The organism is Pseudoalteromonas sp. T1lg65 (genome assembly GCF_051930985.1).
Taxonomy (GTDB): domain Bacteria; phylum Pseudomonadota; class Gammaproteobacteria; order Enterobacterales; family Alteromonadaceae; genus Pseudoalteromonas.
This window is the reverse complement of sequence record NZ_CP196837.1, coordinates 1,769,298-1,788,903: the sequence shown is the minus strand read 5'-3', so window position 1 is coordinate 1,788,903 and position 19,606 is coordinate 1,769,298. Positions and strand designations below refer to the sequence as shown.

The 19,606-nt window shown below is 41.5% G+C and carries 13 protein-coding genes; 5 read left to right on the top strand and 8 right to left on the bottom strand.

Features of this window, described 5'->3' with window-relative positions; all coding sequences use genetic code 11:
* The first annotated feature begins 56 nt into the window (after positions 1 to 56).
* Both ACSLBF_RS07660 and ACSLBF_RS07655 read left to right on the top strand, forming a co-directional pair.
* Positions 57 to 1,706, top strand: coding sequence for a 4Fe-4S dicluster domain-containing protein (locus tag ACSLBF_RS07660; protein WP_440056013.1), 1,650 nt, complete (start codon positions 57 to 59; stop codon positions 1,704 to 1,706).
* A gap of 470 nt (positions 1,707 to 2,176) precedes the next feature.
* A complete protein-coding gene (locus ACSLBF_RS07655) occupies positions 2,177 to 3,052 on the top strand; it encodes an SDR family NAD(P)-dependent oxidoreductase (RefSeq protein WP_440056012.1) in 876 nt (291 codons plus the stop codon).
* Positions 3,053 to 3,466: 414 nt separating this feature from the next.
* Here ACSLBF_RS07655 and ACSLBF_RS07650 read toward each other — a convergent pair whose 3' ends face one another.
* From ACSLBF_RS07650 to ACSLBF_RS07625, 6 genes are all read right to left on the bottom strand, one after another.
* Complete coding sequence (locus ACSLBF_RS07650) at positions 3,467 to 5,416, bottom strand: alpha/beta hydrolase family protein (RefSeq protein WP_440056011.1); 1,950 nt, start codon at positions 5,414 to 5,416, stop codon at positions 3,467 to 3,469.
* Between the two features lie 77 nt (positions 5,417 to 5,493).
* A complete protein-coding gene (locus ACSLBF_RS07645) occupies positions 5,494 to 8,346 on the bottom strand; it encodes a TonB-dependent receptor plug domain-containing protein (RefSeq protein WP_440056010.1) in 2,853 nt (950 codons plus the stop codon).
* A gap of 312 nt (positions 8,347 to 8,658) precedes the next feature.
* On the bottom strand, positions 8,659 to 9,327 hold the full coding sequence (locus ACSLBF_RS07640; protein WP_440056009.1) for a GntR family transcriptional regulator: 669 nt from the start codon (positions 9,325 to 9,327) through the stop codon (positions 8,659 to 8,661).
* Positions 9,328 to 9,477: 150 nt separating this feature from the next.
* The gene (locus ACSLBF_RS07635; protein WP_440056008.1) at positions 9,478 to 10,971 is read right to left on the bottom strand and encodes an aldehyde dehydrogenase (NADP(+)); all 1,494 of its coding nucleotides are present in this window, start codon (positions 10,969 to 10,971) and stop codon (positions 9,478 to 9,480) included.
* A gap of 18 nt (positions 10,972 to 10,989) precedes the next feature.
* Positions 10,990 to 11,991 carry a 4-hydroxyproline epimerase gene (locus ACSLBF_RS07630; RefSeq protein WP_440056007.1) on the bottom strand — a complete coding sequence of 334 codons (1,002 nt, stop codon included), beginning with the start codon at positions 11,989 to 11,991 and terminating at the stop codon, positions 10,990 to 10,992.
* Positions 11,992 to 11,995: 4 nt separating this feature from the next.
* A complete protein-coding gene (locus ACSLBF_RS07625; RefSeq protein ID WP_440056006.1) occupies positions 11,996 to 12,910 on the bottom strand; it encodes a dihydrodipicolinate synthase family protein in 915 nt (304 codons plus the stop codon).
* Between the two features lie 218 nt (positions 12,911 to 13,128).
* On the opposite strand from ACSLBF_RS07625, the gene ACSLBF_RS07620 reads away from it, so the two are divergent.
* The 3 genes from ACSLBF_RS07620 to ACSLBF_RS07610 all read left to right on the top strand — a co-directional run bounded on the left by ACSLBF_RS07620 (position 13,129) and on the right by ACSLBF_RS07610 (position 17,125).
* Positions 13,129 to 14,367, top strand: coding sequence for an NAD(P)/FAD-dependent oxidoreductase (locus ACSLBF_RS07620; RefSeq protein ID WP_440056005.1), 1,239 nt, complete (start codon positions 13,129 to 13,131; stop codon positions 14,365 to 14,367).
* 11 nt (positions 14,368 to 14,378) lie between these two features.
* Entirely contained in the window at positions 14,379 to 15,587 is a 1,209-nt protein-coding gene (locus ACSLBF_RS07615) for a M24 family metallopeptidase (protein WP_440056004.1), read from the top strand.
* Between the two features lie 788 nt (positions 15,588 to 16,375).
* A complete protein-coding gene (locus tag ACSLBF_RS07610) occupies positions 16,376 to 17,125 on the top strand; it encodes an MBL fold metallo-hydrolase (protein WP_440056003.1) in 750 nt (249 codons plus the stop codon).
* A gap of 38 nt (positions 17,126 to 17,163) precedes the next feature.
* Here ACSLBF_RS07610 and ACSLBF_RS07605 read toward each other — a convergent pair whose 3' ends face one another.
* Together ACSLBF_RS07605 and ACSLBF_RS07600 are read right to left on the bottom strand one after the other, a co-directional pair.
* Positions 17,164 to 18,159 (bottom strand): substrate-binding domain-containing protein, encoded by a 996-nt coding sequence (locus ACSLBF_RS07605; RefSeq protein WP_440056002.1) that lies wholly within the window; start codon positions 18,157 to 18,159, stop codon positions 17,164 to 17,166.
* Between the two features lie 167 nt (positions 18,160 to 18,326).
* Positions 18,327 to 19,595: a Xaa-Pro dipeptidase gene (locus ACSLBF_RS07600; protein ID WP_440056001.1), complete on the bottom strand. Its 1,269-nt coding sequence runs from the start codon at positions 19,593 to 19,595 to the stop codon at positions 18,327 to 18,329.
* Positions 19,596 to 19,606: the final 11 nt, after the last annotated feature.

Genomic DNA, 19,606 nt, shown 5'->3' with positions numbered 1-19,606 from the left:
AATTGCAAACTAAAGCCTCTCTTTAGTTAATCTACCGTCAAAATGTGGGGTTGATAATGGTCGAACGCGAAACCATGGAGTTTGATGTTGTGATAGTGGGCGCAGGCCCTGCGGGCTTGTCTTGCGCTATCCGACTCGCTCAACAAGCACAGGAACAACAACAAGAATTAATGATATGCGTTGTCGAAAAAGGCTCTGAAGTCGGTGCACATATTCTATCTGGGGCTGTTTTTGAAACAAAAGCACTCGATGAACTTATCCCCAACTGGGCTGAAAAAGGCGCTCCGGTCACCACCAAAGTCACTGGCGATGATATTTATCTATTTAAAAACGAAACTAACGCCACGAAATTGCCGCACTTAATTGTGCCAAAAACATTTAAAAACGATGGCAATTACATTGTTTCAATGAGCAATGTCTGTCGTTGGTTGGCGGAACAAGCCGAGCAACTTGGCGTTGAGATCTTCCCAGGATTCAGCGCACACTCTTTGCTCATTGAAGACAATGAAGTAAAAGGTATTGTTACTGGCGATATGGGATTAGATAAGCAAGGACAACCCAAAGACAGCTATATGCCAGGCATGGAACTACGCGCTAAATACACAGTATTTGCTGAAGGTTGTCGCGGCCACTTAGGTAAACAGCTAATCAGCGAGTTTAACCTAGACAAAGACGCTTCACCGCAGCACTACGGTCTTGGCTTTAAAGAGATCTGGCAAGTAGACCCAAGCAAGCACGAAGAAGGCAAAGTTGTGCATGGCACTGGTTGGCCACTAGACAATGAAACACATGGTGGTTCATTTATGTATCATGCGGAAAACAATCAAGTCGTAGTCGGGTTGATCATCGATTTGAACTACAGCAACCCGCATTTAAGTCCATTTGATGAATTTCAACGCATGAAGCACCACCCTACTTTTGCAAGCGTTTTGGAAGGTGGTGAGCGCATTGCCTATGGTGCTCGTGCAATCGCCAAAGGTGGACTGCACAGCTTACCTAAAATGCATTTTCCTGGCGGTTTATTGGTTGGCTGTGATGCTGGCACACTTAACTTTGCCAAAATCAAAGGCAATCACACCGCAATGAAATCAGGCATGATTGCAGCGGATACGATTATCACCGCGTTGAAACAAGAAGAAGCTGCGGCAGATTTGAGTGCGTTTGACGATAACTTTAAAGCCAGTTGGCTTTATGACGAACTGTATCAGTCACGCAATTTTGGACCAGCGATGCATAAGCTAGGTCGGATCATGGGCGGCGCATACAACATGATCGATCAAAATATCTTTTCGGGTTCATTGCCTTTCACTATCAAAGATGAACATAAAGATCATGAACAACTCAAACTCGCTGCCGACGCAACGCCAATTACTTATCCTAAACCAGATAATAAGCTCAGTTTTGATAAACTTTCGTCCGTGTTTCTTTCAAACACCAACCATGAAGAAGTTCAACCCTGTCATTTAAAACTGACTGACGAGCAGATCCCGATAACAATAAACCTTGATAAATATGATGAACCCGCGCAGCGCTATTGCCCAGCCGGAGTTTATGAGGTCAATGAAAATGAACAAGGTGAGAAACAGTTTGTGATCAATTCACAAAACTGTATCCACTGTAAAACCTGTGATATCAAAGATCCTAGCCAGAACATTACTTGGGTCACACCTGAAGGTGCTGGTGGACCAAATTATCCTAATATGTAATTTATCCTAAATTGCAAGGGGCTTAACGCCCCTTTTTTAATATGGAGTCGCTTGGTTCCGCCTAGCCAACAATCACCGCAATCTTAGGAACCTTAGCGTTACCGAGATCCAATAGCGGTGTTATCTACTCACTTTTCTCGACTCAAAGTTGATAAGTTAATTAATAGAATTGCCATAAATAGCGAACGGTTAACCCATTCCCTTTAAAAAATTTAATATATAAGCTTGATGTAGTGAGTTTTTATTGTGCTAACCTGTGGCTGTATAGCTCAAAGTGCGATTGCAGCATTTTCAATCGGCAACATTAGAAGGTAGTTTGCTTTTTACTGATTTTATAATACCTTTATCGGAAACATTTTGTACGCGGCAAGTCCAGAAAAAGTGCCTTCTAGTACAAAAGGTAAAAAACTTGTTCGTGTCTGCGCGGCAAAACAGTGAGCCTTTTAACAAAAATTGCAAAGGAAAATTGCGTGAAAAAAATAGTTATGTCCGGTGTCACATCAGGCTTTGGTTCTCAATGGTTTACTGAATTGGATAAACAGTATACGGCTGAGTTTTTTATCCTCGCAAGAGACCGAAATAGGCTACATACGTTGATCCAACGTCAACAAATCAGCAATAAAGTGCACTTTGTAGACTGTGATCTCAGCTCTTTGAAGTCTATTAAACTAGCCTGTCAGTATATTTCCTCCAGAACTGACCATATTGATGTATTAATTAACAACGCGGGGGTTTGGGCTGGCGAGGTGCTGGAACTATCAGAAGATGATATTGAGATGACTTGTGCGGTTAATGTTGTAGCTCCTTATTATCTGACAGGCCATCTTCTACCATTGCTGAGCAAAGCACAGCGAGCAAGTATTGTTAACACTGCATCGTTTCGACATCGCGACGCAAAAGTCAATCAGAGTGATATCGAAATGCTTTCGAATTATTGTCCTGAGCAAGCTTACTGTAATAGCAAGCTGTATACCATTCTACTGACAAAACAGTTAGCAAATTTACTCGCTAATACCAATATTTATGTCAACTGTTTTGATCCTGGGATCGTTGACACCCCGATGTTAAAACAAGCGTTTCCGAAAAATCTTGGATTTATTTACCCGCTGTTCAAAAAGCTAATAGCGCGAACGCCAACAAAAGGGGCCCAAACAGGTGTGTTTTTGAGTGATAGCGATAACTATGACGTTTCAGGTGAGTATTTCAAAGATCACAAAGTAAAAAGCTCTTTTATACCAAGCCATAGTCAAGAATTAACTTCTTGGCTTTGGAGTGAGTGTGAGACCCTTACTGGGTTTGTTTATCCACTAGGTATTAATTTTTCTTCTGGTTGGATAGACGATTAAGATGAGGTAAATAATCGCCTTAAGCTTATTGTATAATAAAGTGGAAGCAGCACAACACTCCGTCTTTGACCTTAATTTTATGCTCCTAGAGCTTTAATGATGAAACTAGGTAAATCAACTCTCAAAGCCCGTAGTAAATAACAATCCAAACCTGAAACAGTGAAGGATTTACTGCGATTTTTGGTAATAATTAGTAAAACATGAGAAGTTGGTTACGAGTAACTACACATTTCTAAATTAAAAAATATATAGAAACTAATAAGTTCGCTTATCTACAAAAAATGCCAGCTCAATAATTGGGAGCTGGCATTGCTCAAATGTTCAACTTCGTAGAGATAACGACTGGGCGAACAATTCATGCTTACACATCTTATTGAACGCTCTCAATTAGCGAACCACTTCTGACAGATGCGTCTACTTAAGGTGTTTATCTAAAAACTTGAGCAGTTTTGTGAAGAACTCAATTTTATTTTGTTCGTTCACATAACCATGACCTTCTTTGTCAAACACAAGCCATTCATACTCTTTGTCCGCTTCTTCAAGTTTTTTCCTCAAAAATAAAGCGTGCTCAAAGTCAGCTCTAGGATCTTTTTTACCATGAACAATCATTACTGGAACTGTAAGCTTATCTACATGGCGGGCAGGTGAAGCCTCATGTAATAACTTAGGATCTGTTCCTACATACTTTTTCAGTGTATTTGTTCCATAAATTGTTCCTGGTGTATCTCCGGTTTTATACAGAATATCCATATCGTAAACCCCCATGGAAGCAACCGCACATTTATAAAGGTCAGGCTCGCGGATTGGAGCCATAACAGCTGAATAGCCACCAAATGAATGTCCAAATATACATACTCTATCTTTGTCAGCAGTACCTTGCTCAATCATAAAGCGTACTCCGTCATTGATATCATTCATGATGGTACTGTGCCAATTATGATAACCACTGCTTTGGAAAGACCTTCCATATCCACCACTACCTCGGAAGTTAACACGTAAAACTGCATAACCATGATCAGCTAGTAAGCTCACTTGATCATCGTATTGCCAATTATCTCTAGGGCCATGAGGGCCACCATGCGGCATGACAATCAAAGGTAAGTTTTTCGACTGATTCAATGGCAAAGTAATATAACCATGTAAATCTTGTCCATCCCTTGCAGTGAACTTAATAGGCTGAGTTTTAGCAATTTTTTTTCTATCTAAATGTGGAAATGACTGCATTAACGGCGATATATTTTGCTTCTTTGTATCAAACAGATAGTACGTCCCAGGTTCGTTATCTGCTGTTACACGAACAACCAACTCTTCCATTGAAGAAGTCATACTTGTGATGGATACATTATGACCTTTAAAGAACTGTTGTAATGGTTTTAACCATTTAATCAAATCACTGTTGTCATCTATAACGTCTATTTCAAGGTAATCTGGCAAATATTCTACTGCAACCAACTTGCGATTTTTATCAAATAGGTAGTCAGATGCATCAACTAAGGGGTGACCAGAAAGCAGCGTTTTCTCTTTGCTTTTAAGGTCTAATTTAAATATCGCTTGAGTCTCGCGACCAATTGTTGATGCCACATAGACAGTATTATTATCCGGAGCAAAAGCCAAAGGTGATAACACACCTTCATCTTCTAAATAACGACCAAATTCTTTCCATTCATCTTCCTCTGAATCACGATAGTAAAGAAGGTGATAGTTTTTATTATCATGCGCTTCAACACCAACAGCAAACCGTGCCACACGATTATGGTCAGCCAACATACCACCACCTTTAACTGGTGACTTTTCTAAAATATATTCACGGCCTGAGTAAATATTGATTCTTTTATATTCTGCATAAGAAATTCCATTCGGCACAGTTAAAACATAAATTTCATCATTTGACTCTGGTGCAACATCACTGATAATCAAACGTCCTTTTTCAGCTTTGGTTTTCGCTTGATTACGTTTACCTTTTTTGCGTCCCCCGTGCAGTATTAGCTCCTTAGAGCCATCAATATTCATTGCCACAACTTCACCAGTCGCGATAGGCATATCCATACTACTTAAAGACATCCCAACATTAACCGCTACGCGCTCATTATTGAGCCACGACATGCTAAGAGGAAATTCCTCCCCTTTCCAATTTAACGTAGTAGTCATCGACATATCTTTACGGCGTAAAATTGTTAATACCCTATCACCATTGTCGTTAGTGAGAATAACAGACATATGCTTTCCATCGGGAGACAGCGTAATCTGATGATATTGAGACTTTTTAGCAAAGTCTTCTATAGAAAAATAGGGAGGAGAATCGGGTTTTGCAGCCACGTTAAAACATGACAGCAGTAGCGCAAGAAGCAAATAATAAAACTTCATATTGTTTGTCCTTAATACCAATAGTACATAAAAAAAGCCCCATAACCGAGGATATGGGGCTTAATACAAATTATAAATTAAAATGTGAGAGTATAATCTAGAATAAACTCACGTCCTTTAATAATTGTTGTTCCTGGGTATGCAAAATTATTAAAGTATGGAGCATACTGTTCAGATGCATCACTTCGAGCTTTAGTATCGAATAAATTGTTAATACCAATTCTTATAGCGTTATTATCATCTATTGAATATGCTGCACCAAAGTTGTAGTTAAACCAAGGTGCATAACGTCTATTTTCAACTTGAGTCCAATCATCTTCATCATAATCGTTATGCATTGAGCCATAACGATATTGAACCAAAGTTAGATACCAATCATCAGTTAACAAACTTAATGTGGTCGAAACTTTTGAACGGAACTCATCATTGTATCGATCATCTCGGAAGTCCTCATTGATCTCTTCATCCATGAAATATTGGTTCTCAGTCTTCAGAACATGAGAGTATTGAGTTTTAAAGCCAACTGTTCCTACATCTTTGAATTCATAGCTATACTCCAATTCGAAATCAAAACCAGTTTGCTCTCTCATTGCAGCATTGATAAATGAGGAGTTGATTTGTTTCATTTTGTACGAACTATTGAAACCAGTGGCGCCATAACGCTCGACTTTTCTAAATGCCTGCTGACAAAGAACGCTATTAGCGTCTTCCGTACCATCAAGACAATCTTTTTCATTCAATGTGATTCGACTAGCAGGATATCGACGTACAGCATCTTCCATTTTGATCTTGTAGAAATCAAGTGTTAGATTTAAGTCATCAATTGGCTGCCACACAAAACCAAGGGTTAGTGTTTCTCCTTCTTCCTCTTTCAATGATTTCTCACCAGAAGTAACGCTAAATACGCTGTATGACTCTTGATAATCTTGATTACACGCTTTTCCAAGAGATTCAAGATCGACGTTGTCAAATAATATTCCGTCATTATTACCAGCTGCTAATGCCTTACAAGATGCTGATAAACGCTCGTCAGTAACTGAAGAGAAAGAACCCGATGGGTCTGCAAACACGTTATGTAAGTCTGGCGCTCGGAATGTCGTTCCCCAGTTCGCACGTAACAATAACTCTGTTGTTGGGCGATACTCTATACCAACTTGATAAGTAGGAGAACCATCCACATTAGTAGCATCATCATAGTGGTCATAACGAGCGGCAAGGCTTAAGTTTATTTCTTCGGTAACAGGAACCGCGAACTCTAATGCCAACGCATAGCGGTCACGCTCACCAGACCCTTCTGTACCTGTAAGACCTGCCCAGCCATCACCTTCTTTACCAAGCGTACGTGGGTGTACGTTCATATCATATTCAGAGCGCTCAAACTCAACTAACGCTGAAAAGCCCACAAAGCCTGACGATAATTCAAGCAAATCACCTGTAATACTCGCACCAGTTGTCAATACACTTGAGTCTGATTCTGAATCATTCAAACCAAAAATCGAATCGATGTCTTGCTCAGAGATTGGAGAGAAAATGCGGTCGATATTAACTTTAGACTTCTTTGTAGCTTCATCGAAAGTCACAAAGTAATCAGACACTACTTCTTTCTTAAGATAATATTCCTCTTGTCTATCAGTAGTTTGGCTATAAGCAACGAAAACTTCGTAGTCATACTCTTCAAATATGATACCCGATAACGACAAGTTAGCCGTCAACATATCCTCTTCGAAATTACTATCGCCCTTGTTTCCGATTTCTGAAGGGAGGATACTGCGGTTAATGAAAGAGTACTTTTCAGTTTCTGAATTCAAGAAATAACCATTACCAAGCCATAAATTAGATTCTTGAATATCTGTTTTTACGAAACGAGAATCCCAGCTTTTTGAACCGGTAGACATTGAGTCAGACATCCAATAAAGGCTGGTCAGGTTTAGTTTGTGATTGTCAGATAGTTCATAGCTAGCGTTTAAATAAACAGACGTGTTAGAACGCTCGTTTAAGAATGAAGTATCACCTCTTGATTCATTTGTTCGACTACAATAAAACCCGCGACTCGGGCGGTTTGCGTGCACAGTATCGCCGAATGAATTACAAGCTTCAGCACCTGGATCTTTATATTGCCAATCTCCAATCGTTGTGTCGTATTCCATAAACATAACGTTACGAGGCATTGATTGTGTATGCTCAGGAATATCTTCTAGATTTGCTGGGGTATCAAATCTATCGTCTAACCAAAGGCGTTCTTTAGCTTGTAGCATTTCGTTAAACGTGTGATCTAAAGCTAACACCCACGAATAACCATCGCCTTCACCGCCAGTTACGACATTAAACTTCTTAGAACCGCCGCCACCTGCACCTGTTTCTGAACCACCAACATTAACAGTAGTTTCATCAACCGACGTTTTAGTAATGATGTTCATTACACCAGCAATTGCATCTGAACCGTATATTGCTGACTGACCACCAGTAACGACATCGATACGTTCAACAGCTGCTAACGGGATTGTCGCAATATTAAAAACGTTGTTTTGTCCGTTGTAAGCGCGAGGATAGTTAGCAACACGCTTACCGTTCAATAGAATTAGAGTACGGTTTGGACCAAGGCCACGAAAGTTAACTGTCTCAGCGTTACTGGTAAAACCGTTGGTGAAAACTTGTCCCTGATTAGAACCTGTTGCTGAACTCAGTGACTGAATCGCGTCATAAGCAGTAATAAAACCTTTGTCAGTTAAATCGGCTGCTGTAATTGACATAACTGGTGCTGCACCCTCAATATCAGTGCGCTTGATACGTGAGCCGGTGATTGCAATACGCTCAACTTCTTCCGCTTTTTCATCTTTTTTATTTTCTGCGTATACGAGTGAAGTGCTGGATAATGCACCTAATACAACTGCTGATTTGACAGCTAATGCGAGCTTGTTAAAACTTTTCATTGTTTTCCCTAATATTAACAAAAATATAATAATATTTATTATTTATATACCTTTATCCCTTGGATATTAACCCAAAAAAGGTACGCTTATAGAAATAACATATTTTTCGGGAAATGTAATGTTTTTCTGTAATATTGTTATTTTAAGGATATATATTTTTTCTGACGAGATAATACTCACTCGTTGAAACGACTCTATTCAGCTAACTATCTAAATGAGCTAGATGGTTAGCCTATAATAATGAGTTAGATATTTAGCATTTAATAAAGATGAGAATAGGCTTGACTTAAATCAAACCCATTAAATCGAAATTTATTTTTGTTCTTCTTCCAGACGGATCAACAAAGCTTTGATGTCGTTTTTTGCACCAATAATATGTTGTTTTAAGTATGCACATGCTTTATCAGCGTCTTTTTGTCGGCAAAATTCTAGCAAGTTGCGGTGTTCTTCAGGTGCGGTGGTGATCCCACCAGCAAGCAGTATGTGCATACGAACATAACGTTCTGAGTTTTTGCTGTAGACATCCACTAATTCACGGGTTTGTGGTCTTTCTGCCCGGCTATATAATTTACTATGAAACTCAGCATTAAGCCTGCCTGTCGCCAACTGGGTGTCTCCCGCTGCCATCGCTTCTTCTAAATCAGCAAGCACAGCTTCTGCTTCAAGTAAGTCGCGATTGCTTAATTTGTCGATAGAATGTCTGAGAAGTTCAGCTTCGAGCAGTGCTCTTAAATCAAAAATTTCGTCAATTTGCTCAGCACTAAGCTTTGTTACTGTGGCACCTTTGTGAGCTTCAAAGTTAACTAAACCTTCAGCCTCCAATTGTAGTAACGCCTCTCTGACTGGAATGCGGCTGACATTGAGTTCTTCTGCAAGAGCTGCTTGTCGAAGCGGATCTCCGGCTTTGATTTCACCAGAAAGAATTTTTTCACGTATTGCTTCTGCAACTAATTGAGTTCGAGTTTTATGTACAATCGCCATGACTATAATTATTCGTTATTTTAACAGGTTATTATACGCGCTATCTTATAAATTGCACCTGCCAACGATAAATTGCGCGATGCAGGGATAATTCAAAGCAGGAAAATAAAAGCCCACTTCGCTCAAACAAGCGGTGGGCTTTATATTTGCTTAACTCTGTATACAAAGTGGCCTGACGAAACGCATAAACGCGCCCAGTCCAACAGATGTAGCACGTACATCTGTAGAAGATGGGAACGGGCCACCATGGTTCATTGTGGCGCAGACCTCAACACCGGTTGGCATTTGTCCATAAATCAGCCGCCCTACCTGATATTGTAAAGATTCGATAAATCCAGCGGATTGACTTAAATCATCTGCAGTGCCATGCACACTTGCCGTTAACTGCCCCGGCAGTAAATCAACCAATTGCTCCAACTGCTCAACCTCGGTGTATTCTACAATCAACGCGCATGGTCCAAACACTTCTTCACGCAACGAGTCTTCTGCTAAAAAAGTCTCTAAATCGCAGGTAAATAAATGCGCACTAGCGTGAAAGTTTTGCGACTGCTCAGCGGCACTGATTAACGTCACTCTATCTTGGTCTTTAAGCCGGGCAATGGCATTTTCATACGCTTTCAAAATACCCGGTGTAAGCAACGTATCAGAGTTTGCGCCAGAGATAGTGTCTTTTGCCTTGTCTATGAATGCTGTTGCGTGCTTAGGCACTAGCCAGACTCCGGGACTCGTACAAAACTGTCCATTCCCCATCAGCAGAGAGTTTACTAGTTGCTCAGCCAGTTGCTCACTTCCTTCAGCAACGATTGAAGGCAAAATAAACTGTGGATTGATGCTGCCAAGCTCACCATAAAATGGAATGGGTTCGTATCGCGTCGCAATAGACTCCATCAGAGCATTGGCCACACCGAAAGATCCGGTAAAGCCAACGGCTTTAACAACAGGCTGTTTAACCAAACTATGAGCGGCTTCATAAGCTTTTGCTTGAAGCATGGAAAATACACCTTTTGGCATTTTCGTCTTTTGAATGGCAATATCAATAGCCCTTGTCATTAGCTCACAGGTTCCCGGATGAGCTGGGTGGCCTTTATAGATCACAGGGCAGCCAGCAGCAAGCGCAGCGGCAGTATCTCCTCCTAAAGTGGAAAACGCGTACGGAAAATTAGATGCACCAAATACCGCAACTACACCAATGGGTATATGAGTAAGCTTGGTGGCTGGCTTGGGTAATGGCTGCCGCTCTGGTTCAGCGGGTTCGCAGCGCGTAACTCCTAGCGTCGCCAAGTTATTTTCTAACTCAGTAGCGAATGCTCTCAGTTGATTTACCGTACGCATTCTTTCACCCTCTAAGCGAGGTCTTGGTAGGTTTGTTTCAACCATTGTCGTGGTGATCAAATCGTCACCAAGCGCTAAAATTTCCTCTGCAATGGTATGTAGAAATTCTGCTCTTTGTGCATAAGATGTTTTTCGATAGGTTTTAAACGCTGACTGCGCGGCTGACGCTGCTGCGTCGACCTGTGCCTCGGTGGCATCATAAAATGGCACATCCAAAGGTTGATTGCTGGCAGGGCAAAAGGCATAAAAACTGCCGCGTTCTTCACTTCCTTGCCAGCTGCCTGCAATATAACTCTTTCCTGATAATTCCATGCTTCCTCCTAACTCTGTTTACAGCACTTGAAAACCAAATGCGTATGGATCGTCGTCGTCAATAGTGATTCGGTTGCTTCCTGTAGCTCTCGCCCACCCTTGAATACTGGGAATAATCGCAGGCTTACCTGCCACTTCCGTTACTTGTTCCACTATTCCCGTAAACTGACTACCGATAAAACTTTCATGAATAAATGGCTCGCCTTGTTTCAACAAGCCTTTCGCGAATCGTTGAGCCATTCTGGCACTTGTGCCGGTACCACAGGGGGATCTATCGATGGCTTTATCACCATAAAAAACCGCATTCGCAGCGCTAGAATTGGCATGTTTAGGTTCGCCGGTCCAAAGTACATGCGATGCGCCACATACCGTGCTGTCTAGCGGGTGGACAGGGTTAATTTGTTGATTCACTGCATCTCGGACTTTTGGACTCCAAGTTAATAGTTGGGAAGCCGAGCAATGCTCGGTTCCTTTGAAATTGGGCTGGGGTTCAACGATGATGTAGAAATTACCACCATAAGCGATATCGACGAGCAACTTACCCAAGCCATCAACTTCTACATGCATGTTTTGATAAGCTAAGAATGCAGGCACGTTATAGAGTTTGACCCAAAGCACTTTGCCATCTTGCATCTCATAATAAGCATTTACTCGTCCGGCTGGTGTGTCTAGCTTTAGCTGCCCCGGCGTATGCGATTTGATCAAACCATTTTCAAGACCAAATGTCACAGTCCCGATAGTGCCATGACCACACATAGGCAAACATCCAGATGTTTCGATAAACAAAACGGCGACATCACCATCTTCGGTGGTTGGCGGATACAAAAAGGCGCCCGACATCATGTCATGACCACGAGGCTCAAACATCAAGCCTTTTCTGATCCAGTCATATTCCTGTAAAAAGTGCTGACGCTTTTCACTCATCGTACGACCTTTGAGATCGGGATGGCCACTGGTCACTAACCTCACAGGATTGCCACAGGTATGACCATCTATACAAAAATACGTGCCCAATATCATACGCTTAGTCCAAGTTGTATTTACTTAGATCGATACGTGTAGCCATGGCTTCATCATATAAGCGACTCACGTAGGCTTTTTGTTCTTGTGTCAAAGGTAGTCGTGGCGAACGTGTCACTTCGCTGCCTCGGCCCGCAAGATATTCCGCATACTTAATACACTGCACCAACGTTGGAATAGTATCTAATCTCAACAACGGTAAGAACCAACGCCACAACTCGCGCGCTTCTTCGTAACGACCTTGCTCTGCCAGTTTAAAAATTGCAACAGACTCTTTTGGAAACACATTGGTCAATCCAGAAATCCAGCCTGTGGCACCAAGCATTAGACTTTCAAGTGCAATGTCATCTACGCCACCGAATACCACATAACGGTCACCAAACGCAGAAAATAGCTCACTGATCCGTCTTGTATCTTCCGTCGCTTCTTTAACCGAAACGATATTGTCCTCATTCGCCAGTACCTTCATGCCTTCTATTGACACATCAACGCCGTACGTCACTGGGTTGTTGTAAATCATAACTGGTAAAGATGTCGCACGTGCTACTTGTTGATAATGGTGAATCGCTTCTCGTTCTGAAGAGCGATACACCATTCCCGGCAATACCATGAGTCCATCGATACCAATATCTTCAGCATCTTGCACAAACTCAACAGCCAATTGTGTTGTCGTCTCTGCCACACCTGTAAGCAACGGCACTCGGCCTGCAACCACTTCTTTCGCTGCTTTAAGTACCTGACGTTTTTCGTCTTGTCTTAACGAGCAATTTTCACCCACAGTGCCCAATACGATAATACCGTGAACACCCTCTTGAATAAGCATGTCAATCATAGACTTTGTTGTTTCGAAATTGATGCTTTCATCGTCGTTAAACTGTGTCGTTACCGCTGGGTAAACACCGCGCCAAGTTACCTTCATAAATCTTCCTCTTCTCATTACGGGATAGTTATTATGCTTGCCATAATAGGTATATTGTATACAATAATCAATATCCATAACGCGAAATTTATTTAAGTATTTTTTTGTACTGTTACAGAATAGGTCTAACCATATTGTTTTATATAGAAAAATAGCCTTACATTTTTTTTGCATTGGGACAGATTTGAAACACATGCAATCTAATAAGAGTTGAAAACATGAGTGAAAAGTATAGTGTTGCGGTAATTGGCGCGGGTGTAATCGGTCTTGCAACTGCACTACAGCTAGAAAGCAACGGACATAAAGTGACCCTAATAGAAAGAGATGATATTGCTCGAGGCTGTTCATTCGGTAATGCCGGGCATTTTGCTACTGAACAAGTTTTCCCAATGGCTAATGCTGCATTGTTGGCAAAAATACCGGCTATGCTGTTCAACAAATTAGGACCGTTAAGAATCGAACTGGGATCTGTGCTTGCAATGCTCCCCTGGTTTCTTCGTTTTTGTAGAAATATGGCCAAGTCCAAACGTGATGTCGCGACAGCGGCATTAAGGCAATTAAATGAACATGCCTTACCTGCATACCAAAGGCTACTTGGAGATGATTTTTCCAAGTATATTCACTGTGATGGCAGCCTGTTTGTATTTGAATCTACGCCAATCAAAGAAGTAGCGAAATTACAAAAAAAGTATCAGCGCCACGGTGTATCTGTTCAGTTGCTCAATAGAAAACAGGCTCTGGCACTGGAACCCAATTTAAGTGATGCTGTTCATTGTGCACTGTATTTTGACTCGGTTGCGCATAGCGGTGATCCGTATCAACTCTGCCAGCATCTGTTTGAAAAGTTTACCGAACTCGGTGGTAGGTATATGCCTGGGCAAGTCGTCACAATTACTACGACTGATACCAATAAAGTCTCAACTACGTTTCAGGGTGGTAAATCACTAGAGGTAGATAAGCTGGTCGTTGCAGCTGGCTATTACAGCAAAGAGCTGGCTGAGCAATTAGGTTATACACTGCCGTTAATAGCTGAGCGCGGCTATCACAACATGCTTGATATAAAAAACCCACTCTCGCGCCCTGTCGCCTCAGCTGAGAGAGGCTTTATCATGACACCAATGAATAACGGCTTTCGACTTGCTGGAACTGTTGAATTCGCTAGTATCAAGTGTCCAGCTAATTACCAACGTGCGGAAACCTTACTCACTCACGCTAAACAGCTTTTGCGCTGCGCATTGCCGGAACTCTCCAACAACTTATGGATGGGCGTTCGTCCCTCTTTGCCCGATTCTCTGCCTGTGATCAGTAATATTAATCCCCGAATTTATTTTGCCACTGGCCATCAACATTTAGGGCTAACGCAGGCAGCAATTACGGCTGAGTGCATCGCCAATTTAATTGAAAATAAAGCAAGTGAGATTGATCTCACTCCATTTAGTATCACCAGATTTAACTAAGAGGAAAAACCATGAAAGGTATTGGTTATCAAAGCGCTTCTGCTGCTTTAGATGGTTTACATAACATGACGTCAGACATTAACGCGATTCCAAAACAAGAATATTTACAAAGAATGGAAAAAGCACAGCGATATATGCAAGAGCATGGTATTGATGCTATTTATCTAAATGCAGGCACAAATCTTAAATACTTTACCGGTCTTAAGTGGTATGCCAGTGAACGACTTGTTGGCGCGATTTTACCTGCAAACGGTGAACTACAGTTTATTGTTCCTCACTTCGAGATTGGTTCCATCAAAGACTATTGGTTAATTGAAGCACCAATACATCACTGGCACGAAGAGGAATGCCCTTATCAACTAGTTGCCGAGGTAATCCGGACTTTGAATATTAGAGCCAATGCCACGCTCGGTATTGATGAAAGTGCCGCGTTTTTCGTCGCCGATGGTATTAAACAAGCTGCTCCTGATTTAAACATAGTTAACGCAAAACCTGTCACTGCACATTGTCGAATGCATAAATCAGAAAACGAAATAGCGCTAATTCAGCGCGCAATGGACATGACCTTAGAAGTACATAAAGCAACAGCATCTATGCTCTACGAGGGGATAACCACGACTGAAGTAGAACAATTTATCGATCAAGCTCACAAAAAAGTCGGTGCTTCTGGCAGCTATTTCAAGATAGTTTTGTTTGGGGTCGCTTCGTCGTTTCCTCATGGTGTCAAAAATCCACAAGTACTTAAACAAGGTGATGTGGTTTTAATCGACACAGGCTGTCAGCTTGAAGGCTACTTAAGCGATATTACAAGAACCTATGTCTTTGGGCAGCCATCGGAAAGACAAAAATTAATGTGGCAATATGAAAAAAATGCGCAACTTGCCGCATTTGAAGCAGCCAAAATTGGTGCAACCTGTGGTGATGTTGACTATGCCGCTCGCTCTTATTTAGCCGCACAGCAACTCGGCCCCGATTATCAACTTCCAGGTTGCCCCCACCGTACTGGACACGGAATTGGTCTAGACATTCATGAATGGCCCTACTTAGTCAAAGATAATCCACAACCACTTGGTGAAGGTATGTGTTTTTCCAACGAGCCGATGCTAGTGATCCCCAATGAGTTTGGTATCCGTTTAGAAGATCACTTCTATGTAACAGCTGACGGCCCGAAGTGGTTTACTGAACCGGCTCACTCAATTGATAACCCGTTTGGGTTATAAACAAAGGGGCAGATCGCCCCTTCTACGTTTCGAAGCCTGCAATTAAGTCACTAAGCAAATAACACATGCTGCTGTTCTGTGTTTGCTGTAACCTTCCGGGTGAATATTATCAATACAACGCCAATATACTTATCACTCTCTCTATTCGACGACCCTTATCTGGCTTTATTGACTTTGAATAACTTTAACGAAATTTTTAAAATTATATTACTGTAAGCCAAAGAAACTTACTTCAAAGTTGAATTTCATCTCAATAAAATAGGGAAAGCTTTTTTTAGTCATATAATGGTCGATACCAATGATATCGAATTACCAAAACAAGTTTGTGATGCAATGCTATCATCACTAATTCGCTTAGTGTATTGAGCAGCTTAATGCTGCTAGTTCCATCACATTGCTCTTATATTAATGTGAATTGGCATCTGTACTTAAGTATTCGGAAAGTATCATAGCTCCAAAAGCTCGTTGCTTATACTTCACTCGCAAAGGTATAGTGTGGAGCGCTAACCCCGTCAATGGTGATATCACAACTGATGGTAATGACATGACCATTGGTTTTAAAGCTGGGCCTATTAAGCAAGTTGATTGGCATATAACTGGTAGCAACAAAGTTACGAGGAACAGCCTGGTTTGAGTATAAGCGCTGAAAGAAAATATAGTTTCAGCTAGTAATAAGTTATGTGTCGTTCATTTTGTAGGTTTGTAAGCTCGGATCAATGAATCTAATAGGCAAATAACTTATACCACAAAAATAAAAATGTAATTCACAAAGGGAATTAACAAGCATAATGAACAAAATTAAAATTTCAGATAATTTCTACCAATATCAGTTTCCACCTCTGGAAAACTGTCACTTTGGGTTTAATATTTACGCGCTTATTGATGGAAACGAAGCATTACTGATTGATACTGCTTTTGAATCGCAAGCAAAAGCAGTTAAAGAAGACCTTGCACAACACGGTATCACTATCTCAAAAGTGGTGTTTTCTCACTTTCATCCGGATCACACTTCAGGTCTGCCAGAGTTGGACACTCCAATACTGTATGGTAACGCGCTGTATCAAGAGTCGTTAAATAAATACACGCCTGAGAACAAGCACCACTATTTTGAAGGACTAAGTGTGTTAACTGAAGGCGACACAATGACATTTGGTTCATTCAACTTAGCGTTTACGTTAGTTCAAGGCCATGTTGATTGCGCTATGTTTACCATCATAAACAATGAATTTGTTCATGTCGCGGATGATATTATGGAATCAAATGAGGGTGTACCGTTACTGCCATCAGTCCATGTCAGTAACGCGCAAAAACACGTGTCATCATTAGAACTACTAAAACGATACAAGTCGTGTACCTTGCTACCTTCGCATGGAAACGCCATCTCCGGTGAAATCACTATTGTCACTGCAATCGAAGAACGTCAAAAGTACCTACAAGCGGTTGCTGATAGTGACACCCCAATTCCTATTGATACTGCACTGCAAAATTGTAATGTCAATTTTCTCCACAAAGAATGGCACGAATATGTCTATATTTAGACAGTATAGAATGGCCTTCAGCTAAGGACTTTACTCAGTCAACGTTTAGTTGTGCAGTTCTGGCTGTTATCTCTAGTGCAATAATGAAATGGCAGATAGTATTTATCTTGAGAAGGCTGTTCACCAGCCTTAATATATTGATATAAGAGTTCTGCGCTTTTACGCCCCATTTCAAACGGGTTTTGCCCTATATTAATCGTCGAAAAACCGTGCGAAAGTGCCTTTAACTGTACTTCTTCAGTATCCGCGGAAATGACTATTAAATCATGAGAAGCTAGTTTGCTTTTATAAGGTGCCATTCTTTCGACATATTTAGGATGAAATTGCGCAAACCCTGCAACCGCAATAAATACTGGAGGTTTGGAATAATCAGCAATTGCTTCAAGCTGTGTCAACGCATCTTCTCTGCGCCCCATAGTGAACAACGGACATCTAGGGTGCTCTATCCAACCACTGCTGCCGTCAAGGCGTTTTGTTTCACCTTGAGATAGTGCAAAGCGCACGCCATCGATTCTTTTGTTTAAGTTTGGCGTAGTTTGGTGGCCTGTTTGAATACAAACTGGTTGTGGGTTTTGTTGTTTATACGCCTGTGCGGCTTTTCCGAGCGCCACCCCAAAATCAAAGTTATTAGTGCCAACATAAGCTAAACGAAACGCTTGATGCTCAGGCAGCAAATCTGAATCAATAGTTACAACCGGTATGTTTTTATCCTTTGCAATTGCCAGTGCACCTGAACTTAAAAACTGAGAGTCGGTCGTAGACACCATTATTCCGTCGATATCTCTACTCAGTAAGTCTTTGACAATTAACACCTGAGTCCTAACATCTTGGTAGTCATCTGCACCATCGTAAACACAGGTTAATTCGTCAATTTTCTCTGCAAAAGCCAGGCAGCCGGCATAAGACTGTTCGTAAAAGCTATCATTTTTGGTTTTCCCCACTACGGCAAGCTTTATTTGCGCAATTGCTTGTGAGCTGAATATCAAAGATAGACAAACAACCAACGTGGAAATCAAAAAACGGGCTAGCGACATTTTAGTTAATTCTCTGAAAACACAAAGTAAACAGTAAAAATTTGAACTAGCTTAACTAATTCTGAAAATAAGGCAACTAGATTAAAATGAAGTTGCCTCAGTGGCACTCTGACTGCGCATCACCGCAGCATGTATTACACACTGACCTAATAGGTCCTAGATATTTGCTATTGTTTCACGACCTTGCCATTTTTCATCACAAAACCAACGTTCTCAAGTAGGGTGATATCCTCAAGCGGATTACCTTGTACAGCAATAATATCAGCAAACTTTCCAGCTTCTAACGACCCCAACTGAGTTTGTTGTTTTAACAGTGTTGCAGCATTAATGGTCGCAGCTTGAACAGCTTGTAGTTCGCTCATACCAAACTGCACCATACGGCTAAATTGTTTGCCATTATCGCCATGCGGGTAAACCCCAGCGTCAGATCCAAATACCATGTTGACACCCGCTTTTACTGCCTTACGAAAGCTTTCTCGTTGTATACCGCCAACCTGTCGCTCTTTGTCTAGGCTTTCGGGTAAGATCCCCGCTTTTTCCCCTTCACCTAAAATGTACTCAGTGGTGTAAATATCCATTGAAAGTACCGTGCCGTTCCTCTTTGCTAGCTGTATTGCTTCATCATCTAAAAAGCTTGCGTGCTCTACTGAGTCGACTCCAGCCTTGATGGCAGTTTTAATTCCGTTCGTGCCATGTGCATGGGCGGCAACAACAACACCACGCATATGTGCTTCATCAACAATGGCTGACATTTCTTCGAATGAATATTGCTGTGCCCCCACTTTTGTACCTTTAGACATCACTCCGCCAGTGGCACAGAATTTAATGACATTGACGCCATATTTAATATTTTCACGCACTTTTTTACGCACTTGCCATGGACCGTCAGCAACACCATCTGCAACCACCTTATGCTCGTGGGTGAAAAGATTATTATCACAATGACCCCCCGTTATTCCGAGTGCAGGACCTGAAGCAAATATTCGTGGGCCGGGAACATCGCCATCACTTATTGCATCTCGCAGTGCAATATCAGCATAGCCACCAGCGCCAAGGTTTCTTACCGAAGTAAATCCCGCTTCCAGTGTTCGTTTGGCATTCACAACCCCAGTAATAGCCGAACGAGGAGCAGTCAACTGTAGCCGCTTATAGCCGTGCGCGTTGGCATCAAACGTCAGGTGTACATGCATGTCGAACAAACCGGGAAGTAAGGTGTGATCACTTAAGTCAATGACGGTTGCATCTTTTGGATAGCTTTTACGATTCGACTTGCTGACCGAAACAATTTTGTCGTTTTCGATAATCACAGTAGCAGGAGAAATCATTTTACCGGTGGTTACATCTAGCGCGGCGTCAGCATTTAAAACCGTGGTTTGTGCAAATGAGAGATGAGTTAGCGTAAGAGTGGTGGCTCCTATCAATGCTTGTTTTATCATTATTATCACCT